Origin of the sequence: Comamonas sp. GB3 AK4-5 (genome assembly GCF_041320665.1) — a bacterium.
Lineage (GTDB): Bacteria > Pseudomonadota > Gammaproteobacteria > Burkholderiales > Burkholderiaceae_C > Comamonas.
On record NZ_CP166730.1, the window covers coordinates 4664832 to 4677937 of the forward strand.

The window sequence follows — 13106 nt, forward strand, 5'->3', positions numbered from 1 at the left end:
AGAGCCTGGTGACAGGCTCTCAGCGCACCTTGCCGTTTTTCCAGGCGTTCAACAGGCTGTCATAGGCAATGGTCTCGCCCTTGGGCTTTTCATTGCCCAGCTTTTTCCAGGGCGCGTGCTGGTCGCTGAGCCATTTGCCCGGATCGCCCTTGGGATTGAGCTTGGGCGCGCAATGGGCCATGCCGGCGCGCTGCAGCCGGGCCATGACCTGGTCCATCTCCTCGGCCAGCGTGTCCATGGCGGCCTGGGGCGTTTTCTCCCCCGTCACAGCCTGGGCCACGTTCTTCCACCACAGCTGGGCCAGCTTGGGGTAGTCGGGCACATTGGTGCCGGTGGGCGTCCAGGCCACACGCGCCGGGCTGCGGTAGAACTCCACCAGGCCGCCCAGCTTGGGCGCCATATCGCTCATGGCCTTGGAGCGGATGTCGGATTCACGAATCGGCGTCAGCCCCACCATGGTCTTTTTCAGGCTGGTGGTCTTGGCCGTCACAAACTGGGCGTACAACCAGGCTGCGGCCTTGCGGTTGGCGTCATGGTCTTTGAAGAAGGTCCAGCTGCCCACGTCCTGGTAGCCGTTTTGCATGCCCTGCTTCCAATACGGGCCGTTGGGCCCGGGCGCCATGCGCCATTTGGGCGTGCCGTCGGCATTCACCACCGGCAGGCCGGGCTTGGTCATATCGGCCGTGAACCCCGTGTACCAAAAGATCTGCTGGGCAATATGGCCTTGGGCCGGCACGGGGCCGGACTCGCCAAACGTCATGCCCATGGCCTCCTTGGGCGCGTACTTCTTCATCCAGTCCACATATTTGGTGAGCGCATACACGGCCGCCGGCGAGTTGGTCGCCCCGCCGCGCGAGACCGAGGCCCCCACGGGCGTGCATTTGTCGTCAGCCACGCGAATGCCCCACTCATCCACCGGCATGCCATTGGGAATGCCCTTGTCGGCGCTGCCGGCCATGGACAGCCAGGCATCGGTGAAACGCCAGCCCAGCGAAGGGTCTTTTTTGCCGTAGTCCATATGGCCGTAAATGGGCTTGCCATCGATGTTCTTCACATCGTTGGTGAAGAACTCGGCAATGTCCTCATAGGCGCTCCAGTTCAATGGCACGCCCAGCTCATAGCCGTACTTGGCCTTGAACTTGTCCTTGAGGTCCTTGCGCTCGAACAGGTCGGCACGGAACCAGTAGAGGTTGGCAAACTGCTGATCCGGCAACTGATAGACCTTGCCATCCGGCGCGGTGGTGAAGCTGATGCCGATGAAATCCTTGATGTCCAGACCGGGGGTGCTCCATTCCTTGCCCTCACCGCTCATGTAGTCGGTGAGGTTCATGATCTTGCCGTAGCGGTAGTGGGTGCCGATGAGGTCGGAGTCGGAAATCCAGCCGTCGTAAATGCTCTTGCCCGACTGCATGGAGGTCTGCAGCTTCTCCACCACATCGCCTTCCTGGATCAGGTCATGCGTCACCTTGATGCCGGTGATCTCGGCAAAGGCCTTGGCCAGGGTCTTGCTTTCGTATTCGTGCGTGGTGAGGGTCTCGGACACCACGGAGATTTCCTTCACCCCCTTGGCCTGCAGCTTTTTGGCGGCCTCGATGAACCATTTCATCTCGGCCATCTGCTGGTCCTTGCTCAAGGTGCTGGGCTGGAATTCGCTGTCCACCCACTTCTTGGCCTCGGCTTCGCCCGCCCAGGCGGAATGGCCCGCCACCAATGCCGCAGCGGCAAAGGCAATGGCCCGAAATTGCACGTTCATAGCTGTCTCCTGTTGGTGTCATTCGCAAGCACTCCCCGCCGTCACTCGCATCCAGGCCACGGGAGAGAATCGGGCCTGTTGAAAACCAATACCTACTGCGCAGGCCACCACCCACGCCCACACCGGCGAGCCCCCATCAGGGACAGCGAGCAAGGGCCACCCCGCAGCGAGGCTGTCGTCCCCCTTCCTGGGGGAAGCGGCGCAGCCGCTCAGGGGGTCAGCCTTTTTTCATCACGATGGCCAGCGCCAGCATGGACAGCCCAAAGCTGATCCACACCGATGGCTCTTCAGCCAAGGCAAACCACTGCACCATCTTCTCGCCCAGCCCTACCCAGGTCAGATTGATATAGGCCGCCAGCAGCAGCCCCATGAACAAGCGATCTCCGCGCGTGGTAGCCATGGGCAACCAGCCCTTGCGCAGCGTGGTGGGCGACTTGATCTCCCACCATGTCATCCCCACCAGCATCAGCGCGATGCAGACAAAAAACACCGCCACCGGCGTGGTCCAGGCCATCCAGGAAAACATGGTCAAACCCTCCCCATGGCAAAGCCCTTGGCGATGTAATGCCGCACAAACCAGATCACCACCGCACCCGGCAGAATGGTCAGCACGCCGGCCGCCGCCAGCGTGGCCCAGTCCATGCCCGAGGCACTCACCGTGCGCGTCATGGTGGCCACAATGGGCTTGGCATTCACACTGGTCAGCGTGCGCGCCAGCAGCAATTCCACCCAGCTGAACATGAAGCAAAAAAAGGCCGCCACGCCCACACCGGCCTTGATCAGCGGCAGAAAGATGGTGAGGAAAAAGCGCGGGAAGCTGTAGCCATCGATGTATGCGGTCTCATCAATCTCGCGCGGTATGCCGCTCATGAATCCTTCCAGAATCCACACCGCCAGCGGCACGTTGAACAGCAAATGCGCCAGCGCCACGGCAAGATGTGTATCCATCAGCCCCACCGTGGTGTAGAGCTGAAAAAACGGCAGCAAAAACACGGCAGGCGGCGTCATGCGGTTGGTCAGCAGCCAGAAGAACACATGCTTGTCGCCCAGAAAGCGGTAGCGCGAAAAAGCATAGGCCGCAGGCAGGGCCACCGTCAGTGAAATCACGGTGTTGATGGCCACATAGATCAGGCTGTTGATATAGCCCGAATACCAGGATGGGTCGGTGAAGATGGTGCGGTAGTTGTCCCAGGTGAAATGCTGGGGCCACAGCGAAAAGCTGGACAGAATCTCCTCATTGGTCTTGAAGCTCATGTTCACCATCCAGTAGATGGGCAGCACGGCAAACACCAGGTAGAGCAGCAGAAACAGGCTGCGCTTGTGAATGCGACGCTCAGTCATGGCCCACCTCCGGGCTTTGGGTGCCCACGCGCTGCATCCAGTTGTAGAGGATGAAGCACAGCAGCAAGATGATGAGAAAGTAGATCAGCGAGAACGCTGCGGCAGGCCCCAGGTCGAACTGGCCCACGGCTTTTTGCGTCAGGTACTGGGAGAGAAAGGTGGTGGCATTGCCCGGCCCGCCACCGGTGAGCACAAAGGGCTCGGTGTAGATCATGAAGCTGTCCATGAAGCGCAGCAGCACGGCAATCATCAGCACCCCGCGCATCTTGGGCAGCTGGATATAGCGAAACACCGCCCATTTGCTGGCCCCGTCGATGCGGGCAGCCTGGTAGTAGGCGTCGGGTATGGAGCGCAGGCCGGCATAGCCCAGCAAGGCCACCAAGGGCGTCCAGTGCCAGACATCCATGACCAGCACCGTCAGCCAGGCATCCAGGGCATGGCCGGTGTAGCTGTAGTCCACACCCAGGCCGTTGAGTGCTGCACCCAGCAGGCCGATGTCCGAGCGGCCATAGATTTGCCAGATGGTACCCACCACATTCCACGGAATCAGCAGCGACAGCGCCACCACCACCAGCACGGCCGAGGCCTTCCAGCCCTGGGCCGGCATGGACAGGGCCAGGGCAATGCCCAGCGGAATCTCCACCGCCAGCACCGCCAGCGAAAAGCCCAGCTGGCGCCACAGCGCGGCATGCAGCTCTTCGTCGCGCATCACGGCGGCAAACCACTCGGTGCCGACAAACACGCGCCGCTCGGGGCTGATGATGTCTTGCACCGAGTAATTCACCACCGTCATCAAGGGTACGATGGCCGAGAAGGCCACGCACAGCATCACCGGCAGGATCAGCAGCCAGGCGCGCTGGTTCACCGGTTTGTTCGACGGGTTCATGCCAGCAGCTCCTCATTGCGGTAGTAGCAGGTGTGCGGGCCCAGCAGCTGCAGCCACACGGTCTGCCCCACGGCGGGCAGTGGCGTGCCTGCGGCAAAGCGGGCCTTGAGCACCTGGCCGGCGGCCTGGGCGCTCAGCAGCGCGTGGGTGCCCAGGTCTTGCACCTTCAGCACCTGGGCAGGCAAGGCGCCGGGGGCTTGGGGCTGCGCCAGCCGCAGGTATTCCGGCCGGATACCCAGTTGCAAGGACTGTGGCTGCATGCCGGCGGCGGCCTGCAGCACCTGGGCCATGGGCATGGACTGCTGCCCCACCCACATGGCGCCATCACGGCATTGCAGGGGCAAAAAATTCATGCCGGGCGAGCCTATGAAATGCCCCGCAAAGGCATGGCTGGGTCGCTCGAACAAGGCATCCGGCGCGCCCAGCTGCATCACCCGCCCGCGCGACATCACCACCACCTGCTCAGCAAAGGTCAGCGCCTCCACCTGGTCGTGGGTGACGTAGATCAGCGTAAGCTTGAGCTCCTGGTGGATCTGTTTGAGCTTGCGCCGCAGCTGCCATTTCAGGTGCGGGTCGATCACGGTGAGTGGTTCGTCAAACAGCACGGCCGCCACGTCCGAGCGCACCAGGCCACGGCCCAGCGAGATCTTCTGCTTGGTGTCCGCCGCCAGACCGGCAGCACGCTGATCCAGCTGCGCACTGAGCTCCAGCATCTCGGCAATAACGCCCACGCGCTGGCGGATTTCGACCTCGGGCACTTGGCGGTTGCGCAACGGAAACGCCAGGTTCTCGGCCACGGTCATGGTGTCGTAGATCACCGGGAACTGAAACACCTGGGCGATGTTGCGCTGCTGCGGGCTGTCGCGCGTCACATCACGGCCATCGAACAGCACCTGGCCCTGCGAGGGCGCCAGCAGGCCGGACATGATGTTCAGCAGCGTGGTCTTGCCGCAGCCCGAGGGTCCCAGCAGCGCATAGGCTCCACCGTCGGCAAATTCCATCTGCAGCGGCAGCAGGGCGTAGTCGCTGTCCTGCTGCGGGTGGGGGTGATAGGCATGGGCCAGATCCAGGGTAATGCGTGCCATGGCTTAGCTCCTGCTTTCGGCCTGTGGCAGCTGCAGCAAACCGCCGCCGCTGCCATCCGGTTGTTCGCTCTCAAACACATAGCAATCCAAGGGTGACAGGTACACGCTGATGGCCTGGTTGATCTCTACCTGGTGCACCCCCGTCAGCTGCGCCACCCAATCCCCCCAGGGCAGCTGTACGTGGACAAAAGTGTCGGAGCCCGAGATTTCCGCCAGATGCACCTGGCCGCGCAGCTGCACATCGCCGGGCGCGGCCTGCAGCCGCAGCGCATGGGCGCGCACCCCCAGCACCGCCATGCTCTGGCCCTGGGCCAAGGGCTGGAGCAGGTCCAGCACACTGCCATCGGGCAGCTGCAATTGCCTGCCGCCCTGGGCCAGTTGCACCGGCGCCAGGTTGATGGGGGGATCGCTGAATGCCCGGGCCACACGCAACGAGCACGGCGCATGGAACACCTGGGCCGTGGGGCCGTATTGCAGCAGCTCGCCCGCATCCAGCACGGCGGTATAGCCGCCCAGCAGCAAGGCCTCGCCCGGCTCGGTGGTGGCATAGACCACGGTGGAGCGACCGACCTCAAACAGCTGGCCCAGCTCGTCACGCAGGCCTTCACGCAGCTTGTAGTCCAAGTTCACCAAGGGCTCGTCCAGCAGCATCAGCGGGGCATCTTTGGCCAAGGCCCTGGCCAGGGCCACGCGCTGCTGCTGGCCGCCCGAGAGCTCGGCCGGCAAGCGTTCCAGAAAGCCATCAATGTGCAAACGCTTTGCCAGCGCGCGTACCTTGCTATCAATGTCTTGGTCTCCGCGCAGCCTCAACGGCGAGGCAATGTTGTCGGCCACCGTCATCGCCGGGTAGTTGATGAACTGCTGGTAGACCATGGCCACATTGCGCTGGCGCACGGGCATGCCGGTCACGTCCTGCCCATCCACCAGCACGCGGCCGCTGGTGGGGGCGTCCAGCCCGGCCATGATGCGCATCAGGCTGGTCTTGCCCGCCTGGGTGGCGCCCAGCAGCACCGTGACGGCATGGCTTTGCAGGGCCAGACTCAAGGGGTAGAGCCAGGTCTGCCCCCAACGCGCTGCTCCACGTTTTCCAGCACCAGCTGCATCGCCACCTCTCTGCTCCGCACCGGGAGCCCATGTGTACTTGCACGTCGTTGAAAGCTGTTGCTTTCGGTTTGCATGAGTTTTTGTTCTTTTTCGCCACTACCCCATAGAAAATTACCCTAGGCCATGTTCGTTTTACTTCGGTCTACATTGCGCATACATGCCGCAGGTGTGCTGCTGCGTGCGCTATAAAGCTGCCGGGTTTGCTTTTTTCCCCTTTGCCCCACCCTTACCTTTTTGCGCCGTGAATTCCAATCCCCGCCAACTGCAACTGCTCGAAGAAGTCCGTCAACGCCAATCCGCCACCGTGGAGCAGTTGGCCGACATCCTGGGGGTGACCCTGCAGACCGTGCGCCGTGACGTGCAGAAGATGGCGGACATGGGCCTGTTGGTGCGTTTTCACGGCGGTGTGCGCATGCCCAGCGCCACCGTGGAGAACATCGCCCACCCGCAGCGCCTGACCATGAATGCAGAGGGCAAGACCCGCATCGCCCAGGCCGTGGCCCAGTCCATCCCCAATGGTTGCTCGCTGATCCTCAACATCGGCACCACCACCGAGGCCGTGGCCAAGGCGCTCTTACGCCACCAGGGTCTGCGCGTCATCACCAACAACCTGAACGTGGCCGCCATCCTCAGCAGCAATGCGGACTGCGAAGTCATCGTCGCCGGTGGCGTGGTGCGCACGCGCGACCGCGGCATCGTGGGGGAGGCGGCGGTGGACTTCATGCGCCAGTTCAAGGTGGACATTGCCGTGATCGGCATCTCTGCCATCGAGGCCGACGGCACGCTGCGCGACTTCGACCTGCGTGAGGTGAAAGTGGCGCAAACCATCATCCAGCAGTCGCGCGAGGTCTGGCTGGCGGCCGACCACAGCAAGTTCGACCGCCAGGCCATGGTGCAGCTGGCCACGCTGCAGCAGGTGGACCGGCTGTTCACCGATGCGCCGCCACCGGCCCACTTCATTCCCTTGCTGGAACAGGCCGAGGTGGAGTACACCGTGGCCGGCCAGAGCTGACGCGGCCTCCGGAGGCTTGCGGGCAGCACCTAGCGGCATGCCGCGCTTTTGCCTCTATCCTCTCTCCATGAAGACCGATCTGCTTGCCGCCTCGGGCCCTGGCACGGCCACCCACCGCATTCGCCCCGCCCAGCCGGCCGATGCCGCAGGCATCAGCGCCCTGCTGCACGGCATGGGCTGGTTTGCCGCCTATGAAGGCCGCAGCGCGGCCCAGAATGTCGAGGCCGTGCAGGCCCTGCTGCAGGCCCAAGCCCAGACCGATCGCAGCCTGCTGCTGGTGGCCGAAGACGAGCAGCAGCAGATTCATGGCTACTGCGCCGTGCACTGGCTGCCCGCAGCCATCATCCGGGGCTGGGAAGCCTATCTGAGCGAGCTGTTTGTGGCCGACACCGCACGCGGGCTGGGCCTGGGCAGCCGCTTGCTGGATACCGCCGTGCAGGCCGCACGCCAGCAAGGCTGTGCGCGCATCTGGCTGGTGAACAACCGCCAGCGCAGCTCCTACGAGCGCGGTTTCTACGCCAAGCTGGGCTGGAGCGAACAGGTCCAGATGGCCCGCTTTGTACTGCCTTTGACGGCACCTTAAGTTGCGCGCTGCCGCTGGCAGCGCCTGGAAGACACCCTCTTATGACGACCTATCTGCTTGCCCTGGACCAGGGTACCTCCAGCTCCCGCTCCATTGTTTTTGACGCCCAGGGTCGCCTGGTGGCCTCGGCCCAGCTGGAGCTGCCCCAGATCTACCCGCGCCCGGGCTGGGTGGAGCATGACCCGCGCGAAATCTGGCGCACCCAGCTGAGTACAGCCAAAGAGGCCCTGGCCAAGGCCGGCCTCACGGCCCGTGACATCCGCGCCGTGGGCATTACCAACCAGCGTGAGACCACGGTGGTGTGGAACCGCAAGACCGGCGCCCCCATTCACCACGCCATCGTCTGGCAGGACCGGCGGGCCGAGCCGATTTGCGCCCAATTGCGCGAAGCCGGCATGGCCGAGACCATCCAGCAAAAAACCGGCCTGCTGATCGATGCCTATTTCTCCGGCAGCAAGCTGCAGTGGCTGCTGGACCATGTGCCCGGCGCCCGCGCTGCGGCCGAGGCCGGCGAGCTGGCCTTTGGTACCGTGGACAGCTGGCTGGTCTGGCAGCTCACCGGCGGCAAGCGCCATGTCACCGATGTGAGCAATGCCAGCCGCACCATGCTGTTCAACGTCCACACCAACCAGTGGGACGAGGAGCTACTGGCCGCGCTGCACATTCCCAAAAGCCTGCTGCCCGAAGTCCTGCCCTCGGCCGCCGACTTTGGCCGCACCGCAGCCGATGTGCTGGGCGACGAGATCGCCATCGGCGGCGTGGCCGGCGACCAGCAAAGCGCACTGTTCGGCCAGGCCTGTTTCTCGGCCGGCATGGCCAAGAACACCTATGGCACGGGCTGCTTCATGCTGATGCACACCGGTGGCAACTTTCAGCGATCCGCCAATGGCCTGCTGACCACCTCGGCAGCCCAGGCGACAGCCACGCCCCAGTTCGCGCTGGAAGGCAGCGTGTTTGTCGGTGGCGCCGTGGTGCAGTGGCTGCGCGACGGCCTGCGCGCCATCGAACACAGCGGCCAGGTGCAGCAGCTGGCGGAAAGCGTGCCCGACAGCGGCGGTGTGATGCTGGTGCCCGCCTTCACCGGCCTGGGCGCGCCCTACTGGAAGCCCGATGCCCGCGGCACCATCACCGGCCTCACCCGCGGCTCCACCATGGCCCATATCGCCCGCGCGGCGCTGGAATCCATTGCCTACCAAAGCGCCGCCCTGCTGCTGGCCATGAGCCGCGATGCCGTGGCCAACGGTGGCGCTGCCGTGAGTGAGCTGCGTGTGGATGGCGGCGCCTGCGTGAACAATCTGCTGATGCAGTTCCAGGCCGATTTGCTGGGCATTCCCGTGGTGCGCCCGGCCTGCGTGGAAACCACCGCCCTGGGCGCGGCCTATCTGGCCGGCCTGTCCACCGGCGTCTACCAGAGCACGCAGGAGCTGTCCGCGCTGTGGAAGGCCGAGCGCCGCTTTGTCCCCACCATGGACCAGCACCGGGCCGAGGAGTTGATGGCACGCTGGGAGCATGCGGTCGCCCAAACGGTATTGGAGTGACACCCCCTGAGGCACTTCGTGCCTTCCCCCCGCTCTCGCTCGCTGCCCTCGCGGGAGGGGGGCGCTGCCAGCGCGGCGGGGCGGCCCTTGCGCGGCAGCCCTGACTTGGGGTCCGCCAGTTTTATACGCCTGGGCCCGATTGGAACGTGGCGACAGGCTGGCCACACCCATAGAGGCGTCATCCGGGAGAAAGGCTTTTGCTCCCTGCCTTGGGTGTTGCCCCTTCCCCACCGGGGGAAGGCGGGGATGGGGGCCGGCCTCCGGTATCCCTCCCTCGCCCGCTTGCGGGAGAGGGTGGGGGTGAGGGGTAGCCCGCTACGCCAGCATGGCTTGACTAAAAGCAGAGCACCTATCGCTCTTATGTATTGGGTTTGTCGCAGTTTTAATTCGCAAATCCATATTTGAAGCGCACAAGCCGCTACCATTTTCTTGAGCGCCACCAACCGCACCGCGCCACAATGGCCAGGCCTTCGGCGCGTAGACGGATTCGGACAAAGCCCTTCTGCCCACGTACCAGGCACCCCCTTCTTCTCATTGCGAGCCCTTTATGAGCACTCCTGCCTCTCTTCCCCGCGCCATCGCCTTCGTCGGCGGCGGCAATATGGCCAGCGCCATCATCGGTGGCCTGATCGCCCAGGGCCTGCCGGCCGAACGCATCACCGTGGTCGAGCCGTTTGAGGCCGCACGCGATGCGCTGCGCAGCAAGTTCGGCATTGAGGCCCTGCCCTCCGCCACCGAGGCACTGCAAGAGGCCGAGCTGGTGGTCTGGGCCACCAAGCCCCAGACCTTCAAGGATGCAGCCTATGCCGTCGGCCCCTTCACCCGCCATGCCCTGCATCTGAGCGTGGCCGCCGGCATCACCACCGACAGCGTGGCCCAGTGGCTGGGCACCGGCCGCGTGGTGCGCGCCATGCCCAACACCCCAGCCCTGGTGGGCAAGGGCATGACCGGCCTCTACGCCCGCGCCGATGTGGACGCCGCAGGCCGCACGCTGGTGGATGGCGTGATCGCCAGCACCGGCCAGTTCATCTGGGTGGCGCAAGAGGGCCAGCTGGATGCCGTGACCGCCTTGTCCGGTTCCGGCCCGGCCTATGTGTTCTTGTTCCTCGAAGCCATGACCCAGGCCGGCGTAGACATGGGCCTGCCCCAGGCCCAGGCCTACCAGTTGGCCGTGGCCACCTTCCAGGGCGCATCCGAGCTGGCGGCCCGTTCCGACGAACCCGCCAGCGTGCTGCGCGAACGCGTCACCAGCAAGGGCGGCACCACCCACGCTGCCATCACCCATATGCAAGCCACCCAGGTGCCCGAGCATTTTGTGCAGGCCATGCGCAATGCCGAAAGCCGGGCCAAGGAGCTGGCGGCTGAATTTGGCAAGTAACAGTGATGCTGTGGGGCGCTATGCGCCCCACAGCATCACTTCAATCCATAGCCCAGTACCACGCCGGCAAAAATGGCGGCGCCAATCCAGTGGCTTTTGCTGAAAGCGACAAAGCAGCCTTCGCGCGTGCGGTGGCGGATCAGCGTGAAATGCCAGGCGATCTGCGCCGCGGCCACGGCCATGCCCAGCCAGAAAGGCCAGCCCAGCTGGTAGGGCAGCAGCACCCAGGCGGTGAGCGCCCAGCACAGCACGAAAAAGGCCATGATGCCGGCCACATCGAAGCGGCCCAGGGTGATGGCCGAGGTCTTCATGCCGATCTTGAGGTCGTCGTCACGGTCCACCATGGCGTATTCGGTGTCATAGGCCAGCACCAGGCACATATTGGCCAGCCACAGAATCCAGGCCGTCAGCGGCACATGGCCCGTGACGGCGGCAAAGGCGATGACGATGCCGAAGTTGAAGGCAATGCCCAGAAAAGCCTGGGGCATGGCAAAAAACCGTTTGGTGAACGGGTAGAGGATGGTGAACAGCACGGCCGGCACCGACCAGGCCACGGCCTCCCAGCGCGTGGTCAGCACCAGCACCAGGGACACCAGGGTCAGCGCCAGACCCACCAGGGCGGCTTCTTTCACGCTGACCTGGCCGCTGGTGATGGGCCGCTGCGTGGTGCGCTTCACATGCTTGTCAAAGTCGCGGTCGGCAATGTCGTTGATGGTGCAACCGGCGCTGCGCATCAACACCGTGCCCAGCACGAACACCGCCAGCAAATGCCAGCCCGGAAAACCATCTGCCGCCACCCACAAAGCGCCCAACGTGGGCCAGACCAGCACCAACCAGCCTGCGGGGCGGTTCCAGCGGACCAGGTCCAGGTACAGCGCAAGACGGCTGCGGCGTGGGGCAGTGGGAGGCAAGGAGGCATTCATAAATCGTCAACTCACAAAAAAACCGGCCTGCGGAACGGGTGAACGCTCCACCGGCCGGCGGTCATTGTGCATGCTGCCCACGGGCGCTGCGGCACAGCGGGTATAGCGGCCTGGCATGTGGGCACGCTCCAGGCGCTCAGCCCCGGGGCCGCTGCAGTCCCTGCCCTGCCGCCTTGCGCGCCAGCTCGGCCATGCCAATCACCAGGGACAACCAGGCCAGGCCCAACAGCCAACCGGCCAGCACATCGCTCACATAGTGCACCCCCAGCAGCACCCGGCTGATGCCCACGCCCAGCACCACGGCCACCGTGCCGGCCACCACCCAGCGCGGCTGCGCGGGCCTTGCCAGCGCCAGGCATACCCAGGCCAGCAGCCCGTAGCACACCACCGTGCCGGCGCTGTGGCCGCTGGGAAAGCTATAGCCATGCTCCATGGCCCAGCGCACCTCGGGTCGCTCCCGTGCCACCTGGGTTTTGAGGATGCGCACCCACAGCCCCACACCGGCCACGCCCACCACCCAGGCACCCAGCAACAGCCAGGCGCGGCGGTAGAGCAGCCAGATGCAGGCCAACATGCCCAGCGCTGCCATCCAGAGCACATGGCCCAATTGGGTCCAGGCGCGCACCACGGGCATCCAGGCGGCCTGGCCCAGGGTCTGTACCCAGACCTGCACCCGGTGGTCCAGCACCAGCCAGTCCACGCCCACACTGCCTTGCGCTGCAGCGGGGACCATGCCCTGCGCCACGCTCCAGGTCATGCCGGCCATGGCCAGCGCAGCCAATCCGCCCAGGGCCAGCCAGGGCCATGCAGACCCCGGCACACCGGCGGGAGAAGGACGCAGCCCCAGACGTTGGTGCACAAAAAAGCCGCCCAGGGCGGCTGTCAAAAGCAGCGCCAGCAAGGGCGCTGCATAGATATCGATCCACTGCATCATGGGATGCAGTGTGCCGAAAAACCGCTCAGGCTTCCAACAGCGAGCGCAACATCCACGCGGTTTGCTCGTGGATTGTCAGGCGCTGGGTCAGCAGGTCGGCCGTGGGCTCATCGCTGGCCTTGTCGGCCAGGGGGAAGAGCTCGCGCGCCGTACGGGCCACGGCCTCATGGCCTTGCACCAGGATGCGAATCATCTCGTCCGCCTTGGGTGGCGTGGCCGGCACATCGGGCAGGGTGGCCAGCAGGCCGAACTGGGCATAGGAGCCCGGTGCGAAATGGCCCAGCGAGCGAATGCGCTCGGCAATCGGGTCCACCGCATTCCACAGCTCGGTGTACTGGCCCATGAACATGGTGTGCAGGGTGTTGAACATCGGCCCCGTCACGTTCCAGTGGAAATTGTGCGTGGTCAGGTACAGGGTGTAGGTATCGGCCAGCAGCACCGACAGCCCTTTGGCAATGGCTGCGCGGTCCTTTTCGCTGATGCCGATGTTGATGGCGGGCACGCCAGTTGTAGCAGCGCTGTCAGGCTTGCTGGTCTTGCTAGGGGTTTTGCGGGAATCCTTGGCCATG

Annotated in this window: 12 protein-coding genes and 1 pseudogene; 4 read left to right on the plus strand and 9 right to left on the minus strand. The window is 64.6% G+C overall.

Annotated features, from left to right (window positions below; all coding sequences use genetic code 11):
- Positions 1–19 precede the first annotated feature (19 nt).
- The 6 genes and pseudogenes from ACA027_RS20715 to ACA027_RS20740 form a co-directional block, all read right to left on the minus strand.
- Positions 20–1753: an ABC transporter substrate-binding protein gene (locus tag ACA027_RS20715; protein ID WP_370680068.1), complete on the minus strand. Its 1734-nt coding sequence runs from the start codon at positions 1751–1753 to the stop codon at positions 20–22.
- Positions 1754–1970: 217 nt separating this feature from the next.
- Positions 1971–2279: a DUF2160 domain-containing protein gene (locus tag ACA027_RS20720; RefSeq protein WP_370680069.1), complete on the minus strand. Its 309-nt coding sequence runs from the start codon at positions 2277–2279 to the stop codon at positions 1971–1973.
- Positions 2280–2281: 2 nt separating this feature from the next.
- Positions 2282–3094, minus strand: a complete 813-nt coding sequence (locus ACA027_RS20725) for a carbohydrate ABC transporter permease (RefSeq protein ID WP_370680070.1) — start codon at positions 3092–3094, stop codon at positions 2282–2284.
- On the minus strand, positions 3087–3980 hold the full coding sequence (locus ACA027_RS20730; RefSeq protein WP_370680071.1) for a carbohydrate ABC transporter permease: 894 nt from the start codon (positions 3978–3980) through the stop codon (positions 3087–3089). Before ACA027_RS20730 ends, ACA027_RS20725 begins: the two co-directional genes overlap by 8 nt.
- Positions 3977–5065 (minus strand): ABC transporter ATP-binding protein, encoded by a 1089-nt coding sequence (locus ACA027_RS20735; protein WP_370680072.1) that lies wholly within the window; start codon positions 5063–5065, stop codon positions 3977–3979. Before ACA027_RS20735 ends, ACA027_RS20730 begins: the two co-directional genes overlap by 4 nt.
- 3 nt (positions 5066–5068) lie before the next feature.
- Positions 5069–6168 (minus strand): annotated as a pseudogene (locus ACA027_RS20740) (ABC transporter ATP-binding protein).
- 242 nt (positions 6169–6410) lie between these two features.
- Between ACA027_RS20740 and ACA027_RS20745 the strand changes: the two are divergent.
- The 4 genes from ACA027_RS20745 (at position 6411) to proC (ending at position 10680) form a co-directional block, all read left to right on the plus strand.
- Complete coding sequence (locus ACA027_RS20745; RefSeq protein ID WP_370680073.1) at positions 6411–7181, plus strand: DeoR/GlpR family DNA-binding transcription regulator; 771 nt, start codon at positions 6411–6413, stop codon at positions 7179–7181.
- 67 nt (positions 7182–7248) lie between these two features.
- Entirely contained in the window at positions 7249–7764 is a 516-nt protein-coding gene (locus ACA027_RS20750) for a GNAT family N-acetyltransferase (protein ID WP_370680074.1), read from the plus strand.
- Between the two features lie 41 nt (positions 7765–7805).
- Positions 7806–9302, plus strand: coding sequence for a glycerol kinase GlpK (gene glpK / locus ACA027_RS20755; RefSeq protein ID WP_370680075.1), 1497 nt, complete (start codon positions 7806–7808; stop codon positions 9300–9302).
- 547 nt (positions 9303–9849) lie between these two features.
- Positions 9850–10680, plus strand: coding sequence for a pyrroline-5-carboxylate reductase (gene proC, locus ACA027_RS20760; RefSeq protein WP_370680076.1), 831 nt, complete (start codon positions 9850–9852; stop codon positions 10678–10680).
- Positions 10681–10715: 35 nt separating this feature from the next.
- Here the strand turns inward: proC and ubiA are convergent, their stop codons facing one another.
- From ubiA to ACA027_RS20775, 3 genes are all read right to left on the minus strand, one after another.
- Positions 10716–11603, minus strand: a complete 888-nt coding sequence (ubiA, locus tag ACA027_RS20765) for a 4-hydroxybenzoate octaprenyltransferase (RefSeq protein ID WP_370680077.1) — start codon at positions 11601–11603, stop codon at positions 10716–10718.
- A gap of 136 nt (positions 11604–11739) precedes the next feature.
- Positions 11740–12537: a phosphatase PAP2 family protein gene (locus tag ACA027_RS20770; protein WP_370680078.1), complete on the minus strand. Its 798-nt coding sequence runs from the start codon at positions 12535–12537 to the stop codon at positions 11740–11742.
- A 25-nt stretch (positions 12538–12562) separates the two neighbouring features.
- A complete protein-coding gene (locus ACA027_RS20775) occupies positions 12563–13105 on the minus strand; it encodes a Dps family protein (RefSeq protein ID WP_370680079.1) in 543 nt (180 codons plus the stop codon).
- Between the last annotated feature and the right edge of the window lies 1 nt (position 13106).